Raw genomic sequence first — 26,088 nt, 5'->3', positions numbered from 1 at the left:
ATGGCAACAACACAATCAAGAAGAAACTTTTTGAAAGTATCTGCATTAGCAGGTGGTGGTATGCTCATCAGCTTTAACTTATTGAACCTGCCGGCAGAAGCACATGCTTTGGAAGAAATATTATTTACACCAAATGCGTATATCAAAATTGCTGCAGACGGTTCAATTGTGTTACTGGCACCCAATCCTGAAATAGGACAAGGTGTAAAAACATCGTTGCCCATGATCGTTGCAGAAGAGCTGGGTGTGGATTGGAAAAAGATCAAAGTGGAATTAGCGCCATTAGACAGCCGTATGGGACGGCAAACAGCAGGTGGCAGCGGATCTGTAAGAGGACGTTTTAACGAACTGCGGACAGTTGGTGCAACAGCACGTGAAATGTTAACCACTGCAGCAGCACAATCGTGGAATGTTCCGGTAACAGAATGTACAGTTGAAAACGGTGAAGTGATCCATAAAGCAAGCGGCCGCAAATTAAGTTTTGCAGCATTGGCATCTGCAGCTGCTAAACTGGAAGTGCCTGCAAAACCAACATTGAAAGATCCAAAAGAATTTAAACTCATTGGTACACGTGTACAGGATGTAGATGCACATAAGATCGTAACAGGTCAGCCTTTGTTTGGTATTGATACAAGAAGAGAAGGAATGTTATTTGCTATGGTCAGTCGCCCACCTGCTTACGGCAAAACATTAGGTGAGGTAAACGATGCAGCTGCGTTGAAAGTTGAAGGCGTTAAGAAAGTAGTGAAGATAAAAAATGCAGTGGCTGTACTCGCCACATCAACATGGGCTGCAAAAAAAGGAAGAGATGCATTGGTAATACAATGGAATGCAAGTGAAAAACTGGAGAACAGTGCTGAACATTTTGCAACATTCAAAACAATGCTCGACAAACCAACAGCAACTCCTCACCGAAACGATGGTGATGTGGATGCAGCAAAACAAGGTGCTGCAAAAAATCTTGATGTTACTTACGAAATACCAACACTGTCGCACGGACAGATGGAGCCGCTCAACTTTTTTGCTAATGTAAAAGATGGAAAAGTGGAATTGTTTGGTCCAACACAAGTGCCCGGAGCAGTAAGGTCAGAAGTGTCGAAACTGTTAGGAATAGCTGAAGAACATATTACCATTTCATCGCCACGACAAGGTGGTGGTTTCGGAAGAAAATTAATGACTGATAACGGAGTGGAAGCTGCATTGATCTCGGCAGCAGCACAAGCACCTGTGCAGGTGCAATGGACACGTGAAGATGATATGCAAAATGATTTTTATCGTCCTGCAGAAATGTGGCGTTACCGTGCAGCACTTTCAGCTACTGATCTTTTAGCATGGCATCAATCAGGTGTGGGCATTGGTCGTGGTGTGCGTGGTGATAGTTATGTTGCTGGTGCAATTGCAAATTACCGTGCCGAAGGACAGGGACTTACGAGTAACACACCAACCGGTTGGTGGAGAGCACCCGGTGCAAATACACTGGCCTTTGTTGCCGAAAGTTTTATGGATGAAGTATGTGTTGCATTGAAAAAAGATCCGGTGGCTTTTCGTTTGGAATTATTGAAAAAAGCAAAAGAGCAAACTGTTGGAAAGATCAACTACGATCCGGAAAAATATAAAAGCGTGATTGATCTTGTTGCGAAGATGAGTAAGTGGGGTACAAAAAAGCCAGGTGTATTCAGAGGTTTCTCCACATGGTTTTCGTTTGGTTCTTATGTAGCGCAGGTAGTTGATGTGCAAATGGTAGATGGTCAGCCGAAGATCAGCAATGTGTATTGTGCTGTTAACTGCGGCCGTGTGATTAATTTAAGCGGTGCCGAAAACCAGGTGCAGGGTTCAATTGTTGATGGTATCTGTCATGCCATGTTCCCGAAAGTGACATTTGTAAATGGTGCAGTAGCGGAAACAAATTTTCATACCTATAAATTCCTGCGCATGAAAGATGTGCCATCGGATATTGAAGTACAGTTTGTTCAATCCGATGAAGCACCTACGGGTTTAGGCGAACCCGGTTTGCCACCTGTAGCGCCTGCACTTGCCAATGCATTGTTTGCGGCAACAGGTAAACGGTTACGCAAATTGCCGTTTGCTGAACAGTTGGCGTAGCTCACTCGTTATAAAGAATTGGATGCGCTTAATTACTGCATATCCGAATCAGTAATTATGGTAGGCAAATCAGTAATCTGTATACGCATCAAACAGAAAAAGTAAAGGAATTTTGAATGACCAGTGTTGAATGATTTCAACCGGTGGTCTCTTTTCTGACATTTAATAAACTATTCGCTATGCCGGCAATTACATTGAACGTTAACGGAAAAACGGTATCGGTTGATGTTGATCCTGCAACACCTGTGCTGTGGGTTCTCAGAGATCATCTGCATCTTGTTGGTACAAAATACGGTTGCGGCGTTGCCCAATGCGGTGCCTGTACCATTATGCTGGATAATGTGGCTATGCGTTCCTGCATGTTGCTCGTTTCCGCAGTTGCAAAAAGAGCCATTACAACCATTGAAGGCTTGAGTGAAAACGGTGATCATCCGGTGCAGAAAGCCTGGCTGGAACTTGATGTGGCGCAATGCGGTTATTGTCAAACAGGACAGATCATGACTGCGGCGGCATTGCTGAAAAGCAATCCCAATCCAACCGATGCTCAAATAGAAGCATCAATGAGCGGTAATATCTGCCGCTGCGGAACTTACCTGCGTATTAAAGAAGCGGTGAAGACGGCAGCAAAACAAAACTAAACGTTGAGCGAACGCAATTGTAAATTTCTAAACGCATTCGAAATGGAAAACTTCAAAACCAATAATAGCAGAAGAGCTTTTTTAAAATCTTCTTTACTTGCTGGTGGTGGTTTAATGATCAGCTTCAGCGGATTGGCAAAATTCAGTTTGGATGGAAAAATAAATGCCGCTGATCTTCCCGGTGAATGGTATGAATTAACCGGCTACATTAAGATTACACAGGATAATATCATCAAAATATTCAATCCCAATCCTGAATTCGGACAGAATGTAATGACATCACTCCCCATGATCGTTGCGGAAGAATTGGATGTTGACTGGAAGAAAGTAGTGGTGGAAATGGGGCCGCATGACAATGTGAAACTTGGTCCGCAGTTTACTGGTGGTAGCAATTCTGTACGCATGTATTGGAAACCGTTGCGTGATGCAGGAGCTGCTGCACGCAACATGATCATTACAGCTGCAGCTCAAACCTGGAATGTACCTGCAGAAGAGATCACAACAAAAGCAGGCATGCTTTATCATGAGAAAACAGGTAAGTCGGGTACGTATGGTGAGTTTGCATCAAAAGCATCCGCTATTCCCATTCCAAAAGAGGTGAAGCTGAAAGATGTAAAAGATTTCAATGTTGTTCGTCATTCACAAAAAAATGTGGAAGGCGTAAAGATCGTAACAGGTAAACCGTTGTTTGGATTAGATTATACGCAGGAAGGAACCTTGATCGCTATGATCGAACATCCGCCTGCATTTGGTATGAAAGTAAAATCGTTTGATGCAGCTGAAACATTAAAGATGCCCGGCATTAAAGATGTGTTTACGTTGAAGTTGTATGAAGACGGTTATGAGCAGGCAGGTTTTGATACACGTACATTCAACGATCTGTTAGTTGTAGTTGGTGCAACAACATGGGAAGTAATGAATGCACGCAAAAAACTAAAAGTAACATGGGAGCCAAAAGGCGATACAAAAGATAAGATGGCGGGCAGAGGTGGAAGCAGAGAAGTGCTTGTGCCGGGTGCATTGGAAAGCACTGCAACACATTTTGCAAAAATGAAAGAGTATGCGGCCAAGCCTGCACAACTGTTGCGCAAAGATGGTGATCCTGAAACTGCGTTTAAAAATGCAGCAAAGGTGATTGAGCGCACTTACAACGCACCATTCCTGGCACATAATTGCATGGAGCCGATGAATTGCTTTGCGCATGTTGCAGATGATAAGGCATTGATTGTTGGTCCGCACCAGGCAGCAAGCTGGATAGAACCAACCTTATCGAAAGTGTTGAATCTGCCTGCTGATAAAATTGATATGCAGATAACACGCATGGGTGGTGGTTTTGGTTTGAGAGCGTATGGACATACGTTTGTTGAAGCAGCGATCATTTCCAAAAAAGTAAAAGCGCCTGTGAAATTGATGTACACACGTGAAGACGATATGACCTATGGTATTTATCGACCTATGTACACAGCAACATACCGTGCAGCATTTGATGCGAATAAAAATTTAATTGCATTTCATGTAAAAGGCGGCGGTATTCCGGAGAATCCTATTCATGCAAACAGGTTTCCTGCAGGTGCAGTTGATAACTATTTAGCTGAAGGTTGGGAAATACCTTCCAATATTACCATTGGTGCTTTCCGTGCACCACGTTCTAATTTTAATGCAGCTGCAGAGCAATCGTTCTTAGATGAAGTGGCAGAAGTGATGGGAAAGGATCCGATTGAATTCAGATTGGAGCTGTTGAAACGTGCAAAAGAAAACCCTGTTGGTAAAAACAATGAGTATGATGCAGACAGATATGCAGAAGTATTGAGATTGGTGAAAGAAAAATCGGGCTGGAGTGATGCTGCAAACAAGCAATACAGTCGTGGTGTAGCTGCATATTTCTGTCACAATTCTTATGCAGCACACGTGGTTGATGTTGTGAAGAAAGACGGGCAACCATTTGTAGAAAGAGTAACCAGCGTTGTTGATTGTGGTATTGTGATTAATCCAGATGCAGCAACAAATATGGTGCAGGGTGCTGTTGTTGACGGCATCGGCAATGCATTGTATGGCGAGCAGACATTTAAAGAAGGTGTTCCTGAAAAAAATAATTTCACCCGTTACAGAATGATCCGTCATCGGGAAGCACCGAAAAAGATCGATGTGCATTTTGTGCAGAACGATATTAATCCAACAGGGTTAGGCGAGCCGCCTTTTCCTCCAATATTTGCGGCAGTGGCAAATGCATTGTATAAAAGTGAAAAAAAGCGTTTTTACAATCAGCCTTTCTCTGCAGAGTTTCAAAAGAAAGCATAAGTGAGTTTGATAAGTGTAATTAAAATGTGTGTGAATATGAAAATGATCGTTGTAACTTTTGTACTCTCGGCCACAGCAATAACATTGCTTTCGTTTAACCAGGCGTTCGATTTGAAAGCAAGTGTGCAAAGGGGTAAGACAATCTATGAAACAAGTTGTATGAGTTGCCACATGCCCGAAGGAAACGGACTTGAAGGGACTTTTCCTCCATTGGCAAAATCAAAAAATCTTGCTGATAAGAACAAGATGATCAAAGTAATTTTGCTGGGTATGAGAGGCCCCGTAAAAGTGAATGGCGTGAATTATGACAGTCAGATGCCGGGGGTAAGTTTAACAGACAAGGAAGTTTCTGATGTGTTAAATTATATCCGTAATTCGTGGGGTAATAAATACCCGGCCATAACGCCGAAAGAAATTCAACCGGGATTAAAAGCGCCAGCAAAAGGTTATCAGAAATTTTAAACAGACAACTCTCTTCTGCAACGAATGACCAAAGAGATCAATGAAATAATTAGAGCTTATCAACAGGCAAAGCAGAAAGGAATAAAAACTGCTCTTGCAACGGTTGTGTATGTGGAAGGTTCCTCTTACCGCAGACCGGGAGCCCGTATGCTTGTGGAGGAAGATGGGCGTATGACCGGCGCTATCAGCGGCGGTTGTCTGGAAGGTGATGCATTACGAAAAGCTTTACTTGCTATTCATCAGCAACAAAACAAACTCGTTACTTACAATACACTCGATGAAGAAGATGTAGAGTTTGGTGTGCAGCTTGGTTGCAATGGTATTGTACATATTTTGTTTGAACCGATTGATGCTGCTGATGAAAACAATCCTATTGCTTTGCTGGAACGTTCGCAATTGTTCAGAAGAGAAACGGTTTTGGTGACCTTGTTCTCCTTGCACAATTTTCATGGTCATCAACCAGGTACTTGTTTTTTTCTTGATGCAGAAACTGTACACAGTAAAATTGATGATGAAGGATTGAAGAGTCTTGTTCAAAACGATGCGGCATCACTACTTGCAACAGGCGCATCAGTTATCAAGGAATACGATGTGTTTGAACTCACTGCTTTTGTTGAATTGTTGCAGCCTGCCGTTTCACTCATCATTATTGGTGCAGGGAATGATGCGTTTCCGTTGGTGGAGATGACGAAGGTGTTGGATTGGCAGATCACTGTTGCAGACGGACGGTCCACACATGCTAATGTTCAGCGTTTCCCCAATGTACAGCAACTCATCACCGGAAAGCCCGAAACAATTCTTTCGCAACTTGTAATAGATGAATGGACGGTGTTTCTGTTAATGACGCATAATTATAAGTACGATTATGCCATGCTGAAATTATTGTTGAAAACAAATTGCCGGTACATCGGCACACTCGGTCCAAAGAAAAGGTTGGAACGGATGTATGATGAAATGAAAGAAGAAGGCATTGTTGTATCTGAAGAACAAAAAGCAGTGATTCACGGGCCAATCGGTTTGGATATAGGTGCAGAAGCTGCAGAAGAAATTGCATTATCTGTATTGGCAGAAATAAAAGCCGTGTTTGCTCAACGTACCGGTGGCTTTTTGAAAAACCGTTCAGTGAGTATTCATTCCCGCAACGAATTAACTTCGGAGAAATTAAGCAGCAATGGCAAGTGAGCAAACACATACTGCTGTTATTGTTCTTGCAGCAGGCGAATCTTCCCGTTTAGGAACTCCCAAACAATTAGTGGCATACGCTGGCACAACCTTGTTGCAGCATTCCGTTGAAGTTGCACAAAATTCCAATGCAGAAACAGTGCTGGTTGTGTTGGGTGCAAATGCAGATATCATCAAAGAAGCATTGAAAGATTCAACCGCCGATATTGTTGTAAATGAACAATGGAAAGAAGGTATGGCATCAACCATCCGCTGCGGATTACAAACGTTGGTGAAAATAAATCCAAACATTGAAGCAGTTATATTGATGGTAGCCGATCAACCTTTTGTAACAGCAGCGTTAATAAATAGTTTGATGGAAGTTAACAGAAAAGAACAGCGCAGCATTGTTGTAAGTGAATATGGAACTACATTTGGAACACCAGTATTATTTGATAAAAAATATTTTCCTGAGCTGATGCAATTAGCAGATGATGTTGGAGCAAAAAGCCTTGTCCGCAAGTACATCAACGAAGCTGGATTTGTTCCGTTTCCCAAAGGAGATATTGATATTGATACAGTGGAAGACCTAGAGAAGCTGTAATAAGGTAAAAGGCATAAGGTGGAAGGAAGAAGGATCGCTCCGTCAGACGCCTTGTCGAACGTATACACCGAAATGTAGACAGAGTGTTGATTGTTTTCCTTACACCCTTTACCCTCAACCCTAAACCATTTAACATGATTTCCGTAGCAGAAGCCAAACATATTATTTCTACAAACGTAACAGCATTAAAGCCTGTTACTGTTTTTTTATTACAGTCGAGAGGGAAAGTATTAGCTGAAGATATAGTTGCAGCAATTGATATTCCTGCATTCCCGCAATCGGCAATGGATGGTTATGCTTTTGCATTTGATGATCTGCAAAAAGAATTACGGATCGAAGGAGAGATGGCTGCAGGTAGTTCATCTGTTGTAGAAGTTGCAAAGGGTAAAGCCATCCGCATTTTCACCGGAGCACCTGTGCCTGCCGGTGCAGATACGGTTGTAATGCAGGAAAAAGTAAGAACAGAAAATGGAATACTCATTATTGAAGATGAGAAGCTGCAACGCAACAGCAATGTTCGTCCGATAGGCTCCGAAATAAAAGCAGGTGAACTAGCTTTGCCGAAAGGAAGTTTGTTGACTGCTGCTGCCATTGGATTTTTAGCAGGCATTGGTGTTACAACTGTTTTGGTTATTCCAGATCCTGGCATCAGCATTATTCTTACGGGCAACGAATTACAGGAGCCGGGCAAGGCGTTATCATACGGGCAAGTGTATGAGTCAAATTCGTTTAGTTTAACCGCTGCATTGGAGTCACTTCATCTTCCTGTTCATAAAATTTATAAAGTAGAAGATGATGCAGATGCCTTAACTGCAACCTTGCAGGAAGCACTGAACGAAAGCGATCTTGTATTACTTACGGGTGGTGTAAGTGTGGGTGATTATGATTTTGTCTTGCAGTCAGCTAACAAATGCGGTGTTACACAACAGTTTCATAAAGTAAAACAACGGCCGGGTAAACCTTTGTTCTTTGGAACGAAGGGGGAGAAGTTGGTTTTTGGTTTGCCGGGCAATCCTTCATCCGTGCTCACTTGTTTTTATGAATATGTAACTCAAGCATTATCCCTGCAAACAAAACGACCGTTGCAGTTAAAAGAAGTACAAACTGTTTTAGCTGCTGATTGTAAAAAAGCTCCGGGGTTAACGCATTTTCAAAAAGCATATTATAATGGCGAGACGGTGTTGCCGTTAACCGCACAGGAATCGTATAAATTAAATTCATTTGCAACAGCCAATTGTCTGCTGCAACTGCAGGGCGAAAAAGAAGAGTATCAAACCGGCGCCCCCGTAACCATCCACTTATTACCTGTTTAATTTTATGGACTATATCTACCTGTTTTATGTGCTCTTATTTTTTGTTGCATTCCTGTATTCATCGGTAGGGCATGGTGGTGCCAGTGGTTACCTGGCATTGATGGCGATCTTCAGTATTGCGCCGGAAGTAATGAAGCCGACAGCCTTGCTCTTGAATTTGTTTGTATCGCTTACATCGTTCATTCAGTTTTATCGTGGTGGTTATTTTCGGATGAAATTATTTTTACCGTTTGCCTTGGCATCAGTACCAATGGCTTTTGTTGGCGGATTGATTACGATTGATGCAAGTGTCTATAAAAAAATACTGGGTGTGTTGTTGCTGATACCTGTTGCCCGTTTTTTATTCTTCGGTAATATTTCTGTTGATGAAAAGAAAAAGCATTCATTGCCACTTGCAATCATCATCGGTGCTGTCATTGGTTTTCTTTCAGGATTGATCGGTATTGGTGGTGGTATTATTTTATCACCCGTATTACTTCTGCTTCGCTGGGCTGATATGAAACAGACAGCAGCCATCAGTGCCTTGTTTATTTTTGTGAACTCACTATCCGGGCTTGCCGGACAATTAACCAAGGGTATTCAGTTTACAAACGATATGTACCTGTATGTGATCATCGCCTTTGCTGGTGGACTTGCAGGTGCTTATTGGGGTGCTATGCGATTAAAACAGGAGTGGTTGAAAAATGCTTTAGCGATTGTATTACTGATTGCGGTTTATAAATTATTATTCACACAGGCATAAATTGATATAGTGATAACAAATAAGCAAGGGTTCAATAAATTTGCAGTATGATCACGGTGTTATTTTTTGGTAAGCTGGCAGAAATCGCCGGAGCAAAGGCAGAACTGCAAGCTGTTGCATCAACAGATGAACTGCTGGAGCAACTGCGTTTGCAATACCCGGCGCTTGCAGCCGAGAAATATATAGTAGCGGTTGATAAGAAAACGATCACCGGAAATACTTCCTTAACTGATCATTGCACTGTTGCATTACTGCCACCTTTTTCTGGCGGATAAACATGAACAACGACCGACTATATGAACGTTATCAACGGCAACTGATCCTGCAGGGATTTGGTGCTGAAGCTCAACAAAAACTGTTGGCGGCGAATGTATTGGTGATCGGTGCAGGAGGTTTGGGTTGTCCGGTGTTGCAATATCTTGTTGCAGCGGGTGTGGATGAAGTTGGAATTGTGGATGATGATGTGGTGTCGCTTTCAAACCTGCATCGGCAGGTGTTGTACAATGTGCAAATGATCGGCAGGCCAAAAGTTGAATGTGCAGTTGAAGTATTGCAGCAACTAAATCCACAAACAAGATTTGCTGTTTACAAAGAACGGCTCACTAATAAAAATGCAGCAACCATTCTTTCTAGGTTTGATGTAATTGTTGATGGCTCTGATAATTTTGCTACACGTTATTTAGTGAATGATGCCTGTGTGCTGTTGAACAAACCTTTGGTGTACGGTGCTATTTCACAGTACGAAGGACAGGTAGCTGTGTTTAATGTGCAACAGAACAATGAACGTTCCGTCAACTACCGTGACCTGTTTCCGCATCCGCCAAAAGATGGTGAAGTGTTGAATTGTGCTGAAGCAGGAGTGTTGGGTGTGTTGCCTGGTATCATTGGCAGTATGATGGCAAATGAAACTATTAAACTCATCACTAGTACTGGTGTATTGCTTGCAAACAAACTGTTTACCTACAATACACTCAACAATCAAACCTATGAACTGGAATTGAGCAAACAAGCAGAAACTGCTTCGCTTATTCCTCCAACAATCGAGACCTTGCAGCAAACCGATTACAAATGGTTGTGCAGTACTACAATTGTTGTAAACGAAATTGATGCAACTGCATTTAATCAACTCATTGCTGAAGGAACAGCAGCCATAGTTGATGTGCGTGAGAAGGATGAACAACCTGTTGTAACAGAGTTCAGTCACATGCAGATACCTTTAAACAGTTTGCAACAGCATACAGCATGGTTAACAGAAGATACGATCGTTGTATTTTGTTTATCAGGTAAACGCAGTGCACAAGCCGCCAAACAATTGGCAGAGGTGTTCGGTGCATCAAAAAAGATCTATAGTTTAAAAGGCGGCATTCAGCAATGGATGCAACAACAACAAACCGTATAATGGAACGTAAACCGAAGAATATATTTACACAAGGCGCAATTGATCCTGCATTTATTGCAGAGAGCATTGCCAAGCACAGCACAAAAACAGATATTGGCGGACATAGCATTTTCTTAGGACAGGTGAGGGCTGATGTAATTGATGATAAGAAAGTGGCAGCAATCGAATACACTGCCTACGAAGAACTGGCATTGGAAAAAATGCATATCATACGAGAAGAAATTTTTTCTAAATACGAACTCACCTGTATGCATGTGCACCACAGCCTGGGTAAAGTTGCAGCAGGGGAGATCTGTTTGTTTGTGTTTACATCATCGGCACATCGCCGTGCAGCAATTGATGCCTGCAACGAAGTAGTGGAACGCATCAAAACAGAATTGCCCGTTTGGGGTAAGGAATTATTTGAAGACGAAACACATCAATGGAAAGTGAATAGGTAACAAACAATTTAAAATACTCAGGGTTGCCAACCTTCAAAAGGTTGGCAACCCTTTTCGGAATTCATACTAATCAATAAGCAATGGTCAACATCACACATAAGTCAAACACATTACGGGAAGCAATTGCATCGGCAATACTCACCGTGTCAAAACAGGATACCATTGAAGCCATTCAAAACAAAACTGTTCCCAAAGGTGATGTGTTTGAGTTTTCACGTGCAGCAGGGTTGCTGGCTATCAAAAAAACAAGTGATGTGATTCCCGATTGTCATCCGTTGCCGGTTGAGTTTGCAGCCATCAAACATTCCATTGATGGATTACGCATTTTAATTACTGTTGAAGTGCATACCATTTATAAAACAGGCGTTGAAGTGGAAGCCATGCATGGTGCAGCAGTTACGGCTTTAACTATGTACGACATGCTAAAGCCATTGGATAAAGGCGTTGAGATTTCTTCCATCAAACTCGAAAGCAAGAAAGGGGGTAAAACAGATTTTAAAGATGAGTTGAAAGAAAGCATCCGCACAGCAGTGATCGTTTGTTCCGATTCTGTTGCTGCAGGTACAAAGGAAGACAGCAGCGGTAAAGCCATTCTGCAAAAACTGGAACAACATCAACTCAAAACATCTGTGTATGAAATTATTCCCGATGAGTTTGATGCCATTCAATCAAAAGCCAAACAATACAGCGAAGAAGGATATAACTTAATTCTATTCACCGGCGGCACAGGTTTATCGCCAAGAGATATTACACCAGAAGCTATTCAACCTTTACTCGACAGAGAAATACCCGGTATGATGGAAGCTGCACGCAACTATGGTCAGCAACGCACACCGTATGCGATGTTATCACGAGGTGTGGCAGGATTCATCAACAATTCATTGATCATTACGTTGCCCGGTTCTACCAAAGGTGCTGCCGAAACAATGGATGCATTGTTTCCTTATGTGCTGCATCTGTTTCGTGTAGCAAAAGGAATGCGGCACGAGTAAGTAAACTTAAATTAAATTATCGCTTGCTATTTTTTATTTAGTAGTTGGTGTCGACACCAACCACTAAATAAAACTGAATTATCGCTTGATATTTTTAATGATGGTTTCAATTGTTGTAACATCATTATCAAAGCCTCCGTGTGAAGTGCTTTTTGTAGAAGCTCCGGGGCTGCTGAACGATTTTATGGTAGACAGTTTGTATTTGGCTTCATCTTTAAAATATTTCTCCATACCCAGAAGCGGAGTTTTTCTGCCCGGCTCAAACGAATTGGAAACAAGATAGAGCAGCGATTTGGAATAGATGGAACAATTATCTTTCAGCTCAACCTCATCACTTAAATGGTATTGATAATAGTTGCCCACTTTTTTACTGTTGATGGCTTTTAGGATTGTTGCATCAAACAGATCATTGGTAACAGCAGGTGCCATGAACTGCACGGTTTTAAAATTCCAACCAAGGCTGATCATTTTTTCAACCAAATGACTATGCACTATACTGCCGGCAGAATGTCCGATGAGATGAATATTTACATGGCTCTTTAACTCGCTCTTAGTTGCTGTGGCCCATTTATACAATAACTGACCACCACTGTTTTTTTGATAGCTGATAGCCTTTGCATTTTCTTTCATCTCCTTCCATATTTTTAAACCTAACGGTGCAGCAAGACGTTCAAGCCGTTCATCTTTCCAATTGATGATCCGGTCGAGAAAGCCAGCTGTTGCCCGTGGTTCCTGTCCCAGCAGCGTATCTTCGATCATGTTTTTAACGGTATTGAAAATATCGGTTTCCCACATGAGCATAATGGGAAATATTTGCGCATCGTATAATTTTTTACACCAAAGCGCATAACTGTCAGCTGCCGATTTTTCTCCCACCAATCCACCGTGTGCATAAATGGCAACATCCATTGGCTTGTTCTTCAAGCCCCACCTTTGTCGTGCAATGCCCGCATGTTGCGACACTAATGCTTCAATATCCATTTCAGTCGTTCTGTATTCTCCCGAATTGCTGAGCATTCCATTGTTTTCCATGTCGATGATAAACGGATCCAGCTCTCGTTTTTTAAGAATAGGATCCGTAGCAATTGCTACTTTTTTATGACTGTCGACTCTTAGCGTTGATGATTTAGCAATCGTTAAATGTAGATCTGTTGTAACTCCAATTTGTGCAACCCAGCAATCCATGGCATTCTGTTGCCAGTCTTCGTACGTTAATACAGCAAGTCCATCTGTTCCCCAGGTTTTGCCCCATGAGTTTTGAATAATAAATCCTGTTTGATTATAACCAATGATCACAAACGCATGCCCGCCATCGCTTTCTTTCACTTTTGTATTGGGAATTTTGGCGTACGCATCATCTTTTGATTTTCTTGGATGATCCCAACCTGCGTGACAGATAGCACTTGCATACAACACACCCAAATCGTTAATGGCACAATGCATGTCTTCAATACTTTTTGGTTCAACCCTGTAATAAGCACCTAAAGGATGATTGACTGAATTAAGCCACCAATCGCCATCTTCTGCATTAATATCTGGTTTGGGCATTTCCAGGCTTTTCCAGAAACGGTTTTCACATGCACCATGTTTATGCCATCCTTTAATTGCACCTCTTAAACTGGAACCTTCATCTTTTTTATATCCCGGAAATTCATCGTAGCGGCGAGCCATTGAATACAGCATAAATGGCGATGCTGTAAAGGTTTGATTGGCCGGATCGATTTTCCGAACAAGGAAGTTAACAACAGTGGCCAATGCAAAGCCGGTGCAGGCGCTGGTTTCTTTCTGATTTAAAATGGGAAGTTTTGTTTTTTGAATGAACGACTTTCCTGGGGCTGTTGTTACTGCAGGTTGATACATTCTGTCCCTGATATCAATTTTATCAGGCACCACATTGTTTTTTTTGCTTTTCATAAATCGGGGTGTTTCAGAACAAAGTAGAAATTAAAGCTGAATGTTACAAGCGTATGCAGATGCACCGTAAAACCCCGTTCATTCAATCAATAGCAATCTGATAACTGTCAGTCTTGTCAGCTATTAAATTTCAATGTCTGCCTTTAACTTTAAGCTGCAGCATTCCCAAGAGACGTAATAGATCGGGCAAACTGCCTTATAGATAATAACTATTGAATGATAAAAACAATCAATCGAATTTATAATTCTAAGTCAGTAGTTTTGACATCTCAATAAGCCATATAACATAAAACTTCATTACTAATCTTTTCATATCAAAACGTAAAAAATGGAAAATAACACATCGCAAGGCAAGTGCCCGTTTACCGGCGCTACGAGTAAGCAAAGTGCAGGTAGTGGTACAAGAAACCGTGACTGGTGGCCCAACCAGTTAAAGTTGAATGTGCTTCGTCAGAATTCATCATTGTCTAATCCAATGGGTGAAACATTTAACTATGCAGAAGAATTTAAAAGTCTTGACCTCGATGCGGTGAAGAAAGATATTGTTGATCTGATGACAACATCGCAGGATTGGTGGCCTGCCGATTATGGTCATTATGGACCACTCTTTATTCGTATGGCATGGCATAGTGCAGGTACATACCGTGTACATGATGGCCGTGGCGGCGGTGGTGCAGGTACACAACGTTTTGCTCCGCTAAACAGCTGGCCCGATAATGCCAATCTTGATAAAGCCCGTTTGTTACTGTGGCCTGTTAAGCAGAAATATGGAAAGAAACTTTCCTGGGCCGATCTCATGATTCTTGCAGGTAACTGTGCATTGGAATCGATGGGCTTTAAAACATTTGGTTTTGGTGGCGGTCGTGAAGATGTGTGGGAACCCGAAGAAGATATTTATTGGGGAAGTGAAAAAGAATGGCTGGCATTAAGTAACAATCCTCACAGCCGTTATTCCGGCGATCGTGATCTGGAAAAACCATTGGCTGCTGTACAAATGGGTTTGATCTATGTTAACCCGCAGGGCCCCGATGGCAATCCTGATCCTATTGCTGCTGCACGTGACATTCGTGAAACATTTGCACGCATGGCAATGAATGATGAAGAAACAGTTGCATTGATTGCAGGTGGACATACGTTTGGTAAAACACATGGAGCTGCTTCCGAATCGCATGTTGGCAAAGAGCCGGCTGCTGCAGGTATTGAAGAACAAAGCATGGGTTGGAAAAACAGTTTCGGTACGGGTAAAGGTGCAGACACAATTACCAGTGGTTTAGAAGGTGCATGGACAACCACACCTACAAAATGGAGCAATAACTTTTTTGAAAACCTGTTTGGTTACGAATGGGAATTAACAAAGAGTCCGGCTGGTGCACACCAGTGGAAGCCGAAAGGTAATGCGGGCGAAGGTTTAGTGCCCGATGCACATGATGCATCTAAACGTCATGCACCGTTTATGCTTACAACAGATCTGTCGTTACGTTTCGATCCTGCATACGAAAAAATTTCCCGTCGTTTTTACGAAAACCCCGATCAGTTTGCAGATGCATTTGCACGTGCATGGTTTAAACTTACACACAGAGATATGGGTCCACGTGTACGTTACCTCGGTAAAGAAGTACCTGCAGAAGAACTCATTTGGCAAGATCCTGTTCCTGCCGTTTCACACACATTGATCAGTGCAGATGATGTTGCTGCATTAAAAGCCAAAGTGCTGGCATCAGGATTATCTGTATCAGAATTGGTTTCAACTGCTTGGGCTTCTGCATCAACTTTCCGTGGATCGGATAAACGTGGTGGTGCAAATGGTGCACGCATCCGTCTTGCTCCGCAGAAATATTGGGCAGTAAACAATCCTGCACAGTTATCAAAAGTGCTGGATGCATTGGAAGCTATTCAAAAAGAATTCAATGCTGCACAAACAGGTGGTAAACAAGTTTCAATTGCCGACCTGATTGTATTAGCAGGATGTGCTGCTGTTGAAAAAGCGGCGAAAGATGCAGGTGTTGCTGTTACAGTAGCATTTACACCCGGCCGTACCGATGCAACGCAGGAGCAAACAGATGTAGATTCGTTTGCAGTGCTTGAACCTGTTGCCGATGCCTTCCGCAACTATCTCAGCAACCGTGCAGCTACAACTTCAGAAGAGTTATTGGTTGATAAAGCACAACTGCTTACACTTACTGCTCCTGAATTGACGGCGCTTGTAGGTGGGATGCGTGTACTCAATACGAACTACGATGGTTCTCAACATGGCGTGTTTACCAAAACACCGGGTGTGCTTACAAACGACTTCTTTGTAAACCTGCTCGATTTTGGTACAACCTGGAAAGCTGCCGATTCTGTACAACAAGGTTTCTTTGGTACCGACCGTGCAACAGGCGATCTGAAATGGACTGCAACACGTGCCGACCTTATCATTGGCTCTAACAGCGAACTTCGTGCAGTTGCAGAAGTATATGGCTGTGCAGATGGTAAAGAAAAATTTGTGAAAGACTTTGTTGCAGCATGGAATAAAGTGATGAATCTCGATCGTTTCGATTTGGCGTAAGAAAGCTCAACTATAGGTTACAAGTTAAGGTGGTCTGTTTACAGGCCACCTTTTTTATTTTGAACGATTTAGATAGGTACTATTTAATAAGTTTGCGTAGAACGTAAACAAACACGGTTTAAAGAGTATTGATGAAACGAGCATTGCATGCATATTCCTGTTTATTATTGACAGCTGTTTTGTGTGGTAGCTGTGCAGGTAATAAAAAAGAAGACAAAAAGAATAGCGAACTCATCGAATGTGCTGTTGATAACGGCTTGTCGGCATTTCATCCAACAATTGAAAATAATCTTACAAAACCAAATGCGATTCCGGAAGGAATGGTTTGGATACCCGGCGGAACATTTTCAATGGGCACAGCAGAAGCCAACGAATCGTTGTGCGAAGTAAAAGGGATTACTGCCGATGCCACACCCATACACCAGGTATATGTAGATGCTTATTTAATGGATGAACACGAAGTAACCAATGCAGAGTTTGCAAAGTTTGTAAAGGCTACAGGCTATAAAACGATTGCAGAACAAGTACCAACAAAAGAAGAGTTTCCCGATGCACCTGCTGAAATGTTGATTGCAGGATCGGTTGTGTTTAATCCGCCTGCATCTGCAGTTAATTTAAACGACTATCTGTTGTGGTGGCAATTTGTAAAAGCTGCTGATTGGAAACACCCGCAGGGAGAAGGAAGTAACATCGAAGGAAAAGAAAATTATCCTGTTGTGCATGTTGCGTGGGAAGATGCAATGGCTTATGCAAAATGGGCAGGCAAACGGTTACCAACAGAAGCAGAGTGGGAGTTTGCTGCAAGAGGTGGTTACTGCGGAAAGCGTTTTGCATGGGGCGATGAGTTTAATCCATCGGGTAAAGCAATGGCCAATACGTTTCAGGGAAATTTCCCAAACAATGATATTGCAAAAGATGGATTTAAAGGTCTTGCTGCTGTAAAGCAGTTTACAAAAAACGGTTATGGTTTGTACGATATGGCGGGCAATGTGTGGGAGTGGTGTGCCGATTGGTACAATCATGATTATTACCAAAGCCTGGCTGCAAATGAAGTAATCAAGAATCCTGCAGGCCCTGCAGAAAGTTTTGATCCTGCTGAACCTGGAATGAAAAAGAAAGTACATCGTGGTGGTTCGTTTCTTTGTACCGATCAGTATTGTTCACGTTATGTAATAGGTACACGTGGAAAAGGCGAGTGGCGCACAGGAACCAATCATGTTGGTTTCAGGTGTGTGAAGGATGTGAAATAAACAATCAGTAACAAATCAAAAAAGTCAGTTCATTTGAACTGACTTTTTTGATACATACACATCATTTCTTTCTCGAAGTCTGGTGTATTTAATATGCGTGAAAAAATTTCTTCGGCATCACCTTAACATTCCGGTTTCATTTTCCGTTCGTCACGCTTAATATTCCAATAACATTCACATAACAATACGGAAACATTGAGCGGACATCTTGCGCCCGAAATAAAAATCAGCAGACCATTTTAAAATTTCTTAACCAAAACTTACAAGATGAAGCTTTCTTTTTATGTAAGCCTTAGTTTCGTTTTTCTACTTCTTATCTTTTCGGGTTCAACACAGGCGCAGCAAACAAATGCAACAGTAGTTATATCCGGCGTTGTTAAAGATGCAGAAACAAACAAAGGGCTTGCAGGTGTTACTGTAGCTGTTGCAGGGAAAAAATCATTATTTATTACAAGTGAAGATGGAAGCTATACAGTATCGGTAGCAAAAGGAACAACTATTGTTTTTTCAGCTGTATCATACGAGGAGCATCGTTTTGTTGCAAATGAGAGCCAACGCATTCGCAATATTTTATTAAAGTCATCTGCAAAAGAACTCGAAGGGGTTGTTGTAACAGCGTTGGGTATTACACGTAAGCAAATGGCACTCGGTTATTCAGCAACAACAATTGATAACGAACAACTGACCGATGCAAAATCTGCAAACTGGATCGATGCGTTGTCGGGCAAAGTTGCAGGGTTAAATATGGTGCGTTCGGGAAGTGGCCCAACAGGAACAAATAAAATCATTCTTCGTGGAGAAAATAATCTTACAGGCGACAACGAAGCATTGATCGTTGTCGATGGTGTTGTAATCAATCAGGGTAGTGGTCGTCGCAGTGCAATAGCAGGCGAAGTAGTATACGGTACAGGCAGCGATAACATGCCTGCGGATTATGGCAGCAGCTTAAACGATCTTAATCCGGAAGACATTGAATCAGTAACTGTATTAAAAGGCCCGGGCGCTGCTGCATTGTATGGACAACGTGGTGCAAATGGTGCTGTAATCATCACAACAAAATCGGGCAGTTCTAAACGTAAAGGTTTAGGTGTAACCTTTAGCTCCAATGTTTCAATGGAGCAGGTAAACCGCTGGCCCGATCTGCAATATGAGTATGGTCAAGGTCTTGCCGGTGCTGCTTATTATTCATACGGTGCATCTGCAGATGGTGCAAGTACAAGCAGTACAAGTTCTGCTTATGGTCCACGTTTCAACGGACAACAGTTTTATCAATTTGATCCTGTTACACAGGCGCAGGGAACACAACGTACAGAATGGAGACCGTATAAGAATGGTGTAAACAGTTATTTCAACACAGGCAAAACAATCACCAATTCAATTAGTGTGGATGGTGGTACCGATAAAACAACTGCACGTTTTTCAATGACGAATGTGCTGAACGATTGGATTACTCCAAACACCGGTTACAAACGGAACACCGTTGCTTTATCGGTTAATTCGAAAGTGAATGACAAGTTGCAGATCAGTGCTAAAGTAAACTACACCAATAAATGGAGTGATAATTTACCCGGTGCAGGTTACGGTAATCAGTCGATCATGTACTGGTATATTTTCTGGCAGCCAAGTGCAGACCCAAGCTGGTTAAAAAACTATTGGGCAAATGGGCAGGAGAATAAAAAAATCATGTTTCCCTTCAGCAGCTTCCCCGAAAATCCATATGCTATTGCATATGAGTTTTTAAACAGTACCAACCGTCATGGCGTTACAGGTAATATCCAGGCAAACTATACACTTACAAAAGATTTAAGTCTGCAGGTAAGAACATCTGTTGACCAGGCATACGAAGAACGTGCACAAAAACGTCCGTACGATACGGGGTCAAAACTTACCAAAGGAAGTTTACGTACGCAGAATATTTTCTCAAGTGAAATAAGTGCCGACTTTTTACTGAAGTACAACCAGAAGATCGGATCGCATATTGATCTTTCTGTTATGGGTGGTGGCAGTTTGTTACGCAACAAATACAAGCGTGATGAAACACGTGCAGATTCGTTGATCTATCCCGGCTTATATTCTTTTGCAAACTCAGCTGGTCCGTTGGTTAGTATGCCTTATGGAAGTCGTTACGGCATCAACAGTTTTTACGGATTGCTCACAGCATCGTACGATAAATATCTGTTCCTCGATTTAACAGCACGTCAGGATTGGAACAGTGTATTGGCAACACCCGAGCGTACATCAAATGCAGGGTTCTTCTATCCATCTGCCAATATGAGTTTTATTTTATCGAACGTAACAAGGTTGCCAAGGCACATCAACTATGCTAAAGTTCGTTTCTCTGCATCGAGTGTTGGTAGTGGCGGTACCAATCCATACTTAACTGCATACAATTACGAATCTGCAGGAAGTTTGTTTGCAGGCGGTTTACAAACACCTGCGCTGTTGGCTAACCCCAATCTTCGTCCGTTAAGAACAACTTCGTACGAAGCAGGTGCCGAATTAAAAATGTTTAAGAACAGGTTAAGCCTTGATGTTGCTGTGTATACCGGCAGTACAAAGGATCAGCACTTACGCAGAATTCTCGATCGTTCATCGGGCTTTACACAAGTGTTAATTAATGCAGGTCGTGTAAACAACAGCGGTGTTGAAGTTGCATTAAATGGTTCGCCTGTAAAATCGAAGAACGGTTTTAACTGGAATGTTGGTGTTGTGTTTTCAACCAACAGAAATCAGATTAAAGAATTACTTGACAGTTCGGTAGTATTACAAACAGGCCCTGTTGCAGGCGGACAAATTGTTGCAAAAGTTGGCGGCAGTATGGGCGATCTGTATGGTCGTGGTTATGTTCGCTCTCCCGACGGGCAGGTGGTGTATGATACATTAACCGGTAATGCTCTTATTTCGCAGGATGTAGTCTATCTCGGTAATACGATCCCTAAATATAAATTCGGTATCACCAACGAGTTTACGTATAAACAACTCCGTTTGAGTTTCCTGTTCGATGCACAGATCGGTGGTGTAGCACATTCGCTGATGCACTACAAAATGGCAGAACAGGGCAAAACAAAAAACACATTACCCGGCCGCTATAATGGTATCATCGGTAATGGCGTGTTAATGACAGCTGATGGAAAGTACAGAACCAACGATGTAATTGCTACAAACATTGATGAATATTACCGTTCACACTATGGTGCAGATAATGCAGAAGGAAGCACCTTCAGTACCGACTTTTTTAAATTTCGTGAAATACGTTTCGATTACACACTGCATTCAAAACTTGTACAAAAATTAAAATTGCAAAAAGCAACACTGGGTGTGTATGGTCGTGATCTGTTTATCTGGTCGCCATGGCCCATGTTCGATCCCGAATTTGGTACACTCAGCGGAACTGATATTGTAAGAGGTTTCGAAACAGGTCAGTTTCCTTCAACACGCACAATGGGTGTTAACCTCATAGTTGCATTTTAAACCATTTAAAGATTATTACAAATGAAGAACTATAAATTATTTGCAGTTGTGTTGTTCTGCAGCATTGCGCTGTCGTCGTGTACAAAAGGTTTTCAGGATCTCAACACAGACAACAACAACATTGCTTTTGCATTACCGCAGCAATTACTTGCGCCTGCACTTACAGGAGCAATGAACTATAATATGATCCGTAACCGCAATTTTACAAATGAACTGATGCAGGTTACTGTAAACATGAGTGAAGCCGAAGGGCAGGTGTTTCGTTACGACTTCCGTTCTACATGGGCCGATTACCTGTACAATGGTTTGTATTCGGAGTTAACCAACTTCAAAGACATTTACCGCATGGCAAGCGATACGGCTTCAGGTAACTACAACAAATCGTACATGGGTATATCGCTTATCTGTCAATCGTGGATCTATTCTATTCTTACAGATACTTATGGCGATATTCCTTATTCACAATCGAACCAGGCAAAAGATTCGTTACGTTACGAGCCTGCATTTGATAAGCAGAAAGATATTTACCTGGATATATTTCAAAAGCTGGAAACAGCCAATACATTACTTTCTGCAAACACAGCAATTGTAGCAGCAAGCGATCCTGTGTATTATGGTAACGTTTCACGCTGGCGCAAATTCGGCAACTCGTTATACCTGCGTTTGCTCTTGCGTGTTTCGGGCAAAGCAGAAGCTTCGGCTGATGCAATTGTAAAAATCAAGCAGATCGTTGAAACAAATGCATCAAGTTACCCGGTTATTGCAAGTAATGATGAATCGGCAATTTTACGCTGGACGGGTATTGCGCCTTATACATCGCCACTGGTTGCGGTACGGGAGCAGGATTTTCGTCAGCCCGGGTTAGCAACTTTTTTTATTCAGAATTTAGTTGACTGGAACGATCCACGTATCGATATTCCAACTTACGGCAGCGGAGGTTTTAACCGTTGGGGTATTGCTCCTTACTCAGGTGCATATTTGGGCATTAACAGTGGTTATGCAGCAGGAGAAAATCCAATCAAGAAATCCTATTTCTATTCAATGACTTCTGCTGTTTCATTGCAAACAGAACCAATGGCAGGTATGATGATGAACTATGCTGAGATGCAGTTTATTCTTGCAGAAGCTGCAGCCAAAGGATGGATTACTGGTTCTGCAGAAACTTATTATAACAACGGGGCGTTAAACAGCATTACACTGTGGTTGCCTTTGTGGCCAACAATTATCAACTCACAAACAGGATTGCCGAACGATATCAGAACGCATCTTGCTGCTGCAGATATGCAGTGGGATAATGCAGCAGCAATTGAAGATAAAATGCAGCGCATTCATCTGCAGAAATACTACGCACTTTTTCTTGCCGATCTGCAACAATGGTTTGAATACAGACGCACAGGTTATCCTGTGTTACCGAAAGGAGCAGGGTTACGCAACAATGGCGAAATGCCTGCACGTATGACGTATCCTGTTTATGTACAATCTGCAAATCCTACAAACTATAAAGCAGCAATTGCAGAACAGGGACCCGATCTTATTTCAACAAAAGTGTGGTGGCAGAAACCATAAGCAAACCTGATGTAATTCTTGATGTGTATTCAAAAAACAGAACAATGAAACAAATAATTATAGTTTTTCTTTTTATAGCTGCACTTGTTGGGTTAACTGGTTGTGCAAAAGACAAGACCTACCCCGGTGCAAAGATCAGCCCCTACATTGCATTGTTTGATGTGCGTGATCTGTACAAAGGAACCGATGTAACACTTACATCAAAAAAAATGTATGGTTCAACGAAAATTACAGGCGTTGTTGTTTCCGATCATGCAGAAGGAAATATGCCTGCCGGTTTATTGGTAATGCAGGATCGCCGTCGTTTATCGGAGTTGCGTGGAATTTCAATTGCATTAGGTGCTGCGGCTGCAAACTATGTTCCGGGCGATTCAATTATAGTTGATGTGGAAGGAGCTGTGTTAAAAAGAGAGAACGGTATTTTACAGATTGCAGGAGTAAAAGAACCAGCAGTTACAAAAGTAGCATCCGGAAAAGCAATTGCTGTAAACAGAGTGCCTTCTAATCTTGTACTTGCAAATCCGGATAAATATGAAAGTACATTGATCGTTGTGGTGAAAGGTGGATTTAATCCTGCACCTGCACCAACAGATGTTTTGAGCGGTGATAAATTACTCAACGATGGTTTTGGTGAGTTGAAACTGCACACAGCCTCCACTGCAGCCTTTGCAAATAATGCAGTTCCTTTTCTTGCAAACTTTTATGGCATTGTCTTTAATCAGCAAACAGCTGATAAGGTTTTAGTACCGCAATTGAACATGCGTAAAGCAAGCGATGTGGTTATATTAAGCTCAACCATTGATGTTGCACCGGTTTTAATTACAGGTTTCATCAGCGATGTTGCAGGTGGCGACGGCAACTATGAGTACATGCAGTTTATGGCTACCCGTGATATTGATTTTGCAGCAACACCGTTCTCAGTTGTTGTTACCAACAATGCCAATGCATCCACACCAACCGGTTATCCCGGAAACGGATGGGCTACGGGCAGCATGCGTACCTATAAGATCAATCTTACTTCGGGCACGGCAGCAAAAGGAACCTTCTTTTATGTAGGAGGTACAACTAAAATGATCAATGGTCCATCGTCAACCAGCATCAGCAACGTAAACTGGATCCGTGCATTTGATTATACTGTAAACAATGGCGATGGCTTTGGTACAAAAACAGGTGGATTGTTTGCCAATAGCGGTAACGCATCAGGCCTTGCAGTGTTTGCAGGCACAACTGTTACAGCAGCATCTGTTCCTGTTGATGTATTGTTTGTTGCTACAGGTGGAAGTTTGTATACGCCAACACCTTCTCCTATGGGCTATCGTATTGCTAACACTGATTGGTACGATATAAAAAATCCGATTACACTGGAAGAGCAACCTTTTTACAGAAGCGGATCGAATACGCTTAACATGGCCTACACAACAGCAGACCGTGGTTATTTTTATAAGATGGGTGGGGAGTATAATGTTGCATTAGGCCGTTGGATGAAAGCAAGAGCACAAAATAATATTCTGCTTACAAAAACATCTGTGTTGAGTGAAATAGAAGGCGAAGGAGCAACTAAACTGCAATAACCTGTAAGTGAAAACAATAAAAAAACCGGTTGTATTTCAACCGGTTTTTCTTTTTGTATACTTATTTTGCCAAGAGGAAATTTCGCCACCAGTAACCACTGTCTTTAATGGTTCGTAGTTGTGTGTTGAAATCAACATGCACTAATCCGAACCGTGCATTAAAGCCTTCGTTCCATTCAAAATTATCCATCAACGTCCAGGCAAAATAGCCTTGCACTTTAACTCCTTCCTGTTTTGCTTTGTGTACGGCTGCCAGGTATTGTTTAAAATAGGCAATACGTTCATTGTCGTTAATCGCTCCGTTCTTCACAACATCTTTAAAACTGGCGCCGTTTTCCGAAACAATGATCGATTTTACCGAACCGTAATTCCAGTAACGCTTCAGCATGCGGTAAAACGAATCGGAATTGATTTCCCAACCCAAAGCCGTATGGGGAACCTTTCTTGTTTTTGCGGTTACTTCAGTTCCCTGTATATAGGGTACAAGTGCATTGTGTTTTACCGTTACGGAGAAATAATTCTGTATACCAATGAAATCAAAATCAAACTGCATGCGATCGGTATAGCGCCATGCTTTTGTTTGCATGTGCAGTTTATCCATCAATGGAAAATCATCATGCGGATAATTGCGGCCAAGCGTTGGTTCAATAAACAAGCGGTTCAGCAAAATGTCCAAACGTTTTGCTGCTTCAATATCTTCTTTCTTATTTGTAAAGGGCATAACCTCGCTGCAGGAAAAACTGGTGCCGATCACTGCATTGCGCACATGTTTTCGAACAATACGTCCACCTTCGGCTTGTGCAAGCACAGCGTTATGAATAGCCGGAAAAAAGTTTTCCAATCCTGTTTTGCCCGGTGCATGTTTGCCCAGCATATATCCAAGCGAAGTAAAACCCATCGGCTCATTCAATACGATCCAGTGTTTTACTTTGCTGCCAAATTCTTCTGCTAAAAAAGTTGCATAACGGGTAAACCATTTCAGCATGTGTACACTTGTCCAGCCGCCTTCTTTCTGTAATGCCTGCGGCAGATCCCAATGATAGATCGTAACAAAAGGAATTAAGTCGAGTTGCAAACATTCATCGATCAACTTATGATAAAATGCAACGCCTTCTTTATTTACTTTGCCAATGCCATCGGGAAAAATGCGGCTCCACGAGAACGAAAAGCGAAATACGTTGAAGCCTAAAGCTTTTACGAGCAGAAGATCATCTTTGTAACGGTGATAAAAATCGCAGTTGTCGGTTGGTTTGCCGCCTCCTTTTATTTTACCCTGACGGCGTGCAAATACATCCCAGATAGAAGGGCCACGGCCATCGGTATTCCAGGCGCCTTCGTTTTGTGCAGCAGCAATGGCTACACCCCATAAAAAATCCTTACCAAACGCTGATGCTGTGTGCTGCAAGAAAATATTTTAGCGAAGTTGCCGATTCTATGTCATTGCTATGTTAACGAATTAATATCTTTTACGAACTGCAATTGTTGTTTTGCAGGTTTGTACAAATTGCAGCAAATTTTAAAACAGCAGTAAGCAGTCACACTGCAGTTTAATGCACACAACATTCATCCGGCTTTCATAATGTTTACTACCTTTCGGTTGACATTGAGGTCGGGAA

Annotated in this window: 19 protein-coding genes; 17 read left to right on the top strand and 2 right to left on the bottom strand. The window is 42.1% G+C overall.

All coding sequences use genetic code 11. The features are described from left to right. The 12 genes from ESA94_RS01525 (at position 1) to moaCB (ending at position 12,152) form a co-directional block, all read left to right on the top strand. The gene (locus ESA94_RS01525) at positions 1-2,103 is read left to right on the top strand and encodes a xanthine dehydrogenase family protein molybdopterin-binding subunit (protein WP_129129095.1); all 2,103 of its coding nucleotides are present in this window, start codon (positions 1-3) and stop codon (positions 2,101-2,103) included. A 179-nt stretch (positions 2,104-2,282) separates the two neighbouring features. Next, a complete protein-coding gene (locus ESA94_RS01520) occupies positions 2,283-2,741 on the top strand; it encodes a (2Fe-2S)-binding protein (protein ID WP_129129094.1) in 459 nt (152 codons plus the stop codon). Positions 2,742-2,783: 42 nt separating this feature from the next. Further along, positions 2,784-5,039, top strand: a complete 2,256-nt coding sequence (locus ESA94_RS01515) for a xanthine dehydrogenase family protein molybdopterin-binding subunit (RefSeq protein WP_129129093.1) — start codon at positions 2,784-2,786, stop codon at positions 5,037-5,039. Between the two features lie 36 nt (positions 5,040-5,075). Beyond that, positions 5,076-5,501 carry a c-type cytochrome gene (locus ESA94_RS01510; protein ID WP_164972595.1) on the top strand — a complete coding sequence of 142 codons (426 nt, stop codon included), beginning with the start codon at positions 5,076-5,078 and terminating at the stop codon, positions 5,499-5,501. Between the two features lie 24 nt (positions 5,502-5,525). Further along, a complete protein-coding gene (locus ESA94_RS01505) occupies positions 5,526-6,683 on the top strand; it encodes an XdhC family protein (RefSeq protein ID WP_129129091.1) in 1,158 nt (385 codons plus the stop codon). Beyond that, positions 6,673-7,266, top strand: a complete 594-nt coding sequence (locus tag ESA94_RS01500; RefSeq protein ID WP_129129090.1) for a nucleotidyltransferase family protein — start codon at positions 6,673-6,675, stop codon at positions 7,264-7,266. Before ESA94_RS01505 ends, ESA94_RS01500 begins: the two co-directional genes overlap by 11 nt. Positions 7,267-7,400: 134 nt before the next feature. Further along, positions 7,401-8,579, top strand: coding sequence for a molybdopterin molybdotransferase MoeA (locus ESA94_RS01495; RefSeq protein WP_129129089.1), 1,179 nt, complete (start codon positions 7,401-7,403; stop codon positions 8,577-8,579). A 4-nt stretch (positions 8,580-8,583) separates the two neighbouring features. Further along, entirely contained in the window at positions 8,584-9,321 is a 738-nt protein-coding gene (locus ESA94_RS01490; RefSeq protein ID WP_129129088.1) for a sulfite exporter TauE/SafE family protein, read from the top strand. Positions 9,322-9,368: 47 nt separating this feature from the next. Continuing rightward, on the top strand, positions 9,369-9,596 hold the full coding sequence (locus ESA94_RS01485) for a MoaD/ThiS family protein (protein WP_129129087.1): 228 nt from the start codon (positions 9,369-9,371) through the stop codon (positions 9,594-9,596). Positions 9,597-9,598: 2 nt separating this feature from the next. Next, on the top strand, positions 9,599-10,720 hold the full coding sequence (locus ESA94_RS01480; RefSeq protein WP_129129086.1) for a HesA/MoeB/ThiF family protein: 1,122 nt from the start codon (positions 9,599-9,601) through the stop codon (positions 10,718-10,720). Then, on the top strand, positions 10,720-11,160 hold the full coding sequence (locus ESA94_RS01475) for a molybdenum cofactor biosynthesis protein MoaE (protein ID WP_129129085.1): 441 nt from the start codon (positions 10,720-10,722) through the stop codon (positions 11,158-11,160). Before ESA94_RS01480 ends, ESA94_RS01475 begins: the two co-directional genes overlap by 1 nt. A gap of 80 nt (positions 11,161-11,240) precedes the next feature. Then, on the top strand, positions 11,241-12,152 hold the full coding sequence (gene moaCB, locus ESA94_RS01470) for a bifunctional molybdenum cofactor biosynthesis protein MoaC/MoaB (RefSeq protein ID WP_129129084.1): 912 nt from the start codon (positions 11,241-11,243) through the stop codon (positions 12,150-12,152). A gap of 78 nt (positions 12,153-12,230) precedes the next feature. On the opposite strand, the gene ESA94_RS01465 is transcribed toward moaCB, so the two are convergent. Continuing rightward, positions 12,231-14,066 (bottom strand): C1 family peptidase, encoded by a 1,836-nt coding sequence (locus ESA94_RS01465; RefSeq protein ID WP_129129083.1) that lies wholly within the window; start codon positions 14,064-14,066, stop codon positions 12,231-12,233. Between the two features lie 328 nt (positions 14,067-14,394). On the opposite strand from ESA94_RS01465, the gene katG reads away from it, so the two are divergent. The 5 genes from katG (at position 14,395) to ESA94_RS01440 (ending at position 24,472) form a co-directional block, all read left to right on the top strand. Beyond that, complete coding sequence (gene katG / locus ESA94_RS01460) at positions 14,395-16,614, top strand: catalase/peroxidase HPI (protein WP_129129082.1); 2,220 nt, start codon at positions 14,395-14,397, stop codon at positions 16,612-16,614. Positions 16,615-16,745: 131 nt separating this feature from the next. After that, positions 16,746-17,864 (top strand): formylglycine-generating enzyme family protein, encoded by a 1,119-nt coding sequence (locus ESA94_RS01455; RefSeq protein ID WP_129129081.1) that lies wholly within the window; start codon positions 16,746-16,748, stop codon positions 17,862-17,864. A gap of 267 nt (positions 17,865-18,131) precedes the next feature. Continuing rightward, positions 18,132-21,335, top strand: a complete 3,204-nt coding sequence (locus ESA94_RS01450) for a SusC/RagA family TonB-linked outer membrane protein (RefSeq protein ID WP_129129080.1) — start codon at positions 18,132-18,134, stop codon at positions 21,333-21,335. Between the two features lie 21 nt (positions 21,336-21,356). Further along, complete coding sequence (locus ESA94_RS01445) at positions 21,357-22,901, top strand: SusD/RagB family nutrient-binding outer membrane lipoprotein (protein WP_129129079.1); 1,545 nt, start codon at positions 21,357-21,359, stop codon at positions 22,899-22,901. A 44-nt stretch (positions 22,902-22,945) separates the two neighbouring features. Further along, positions 22,946-24,472 (top strand): DUF5689 domain-containing protein, encoded by a 1,527-nt coding sequence (locus ESA94_RS01440; RefSeq protein WP_129129078.1) that lies wholly within the window; start codon positions 22,946-22,948, stop codon positions 24,470-24,472. A 61-nt stretch (positions 24,473-24,533) separates the two neighbouring features. On the opposite strand, the gene ESA94_RS01435 is transcribed toward ESA94_RS01440, so the two are convergent. After that, positions 24,534-25,877, bottom strand: coding sequence for a GH1 family beta-glucosidase (locus tag ESA94_RS01435; RefSeq protein WP_129129077.1), 1,344 nt, complete (start codon positions 25,875-25,877; stop codon positions 24,534-24,536). Positions 25,878-26,088: the final 211 nt, after the last annotated feature.

The organism is Lacibacter luteus, assembly GCF_004118265.1.
GTDB classification, from domain to species: Bacteria; Bacteroidota; Bacteroidia; order Chitinophagales; family Chitinophagaceae; genus Lacibacter; species Lacibacter luteus.
This window is presented reverse-complemented; position numbering and strand designations above follow the sequence as displayed.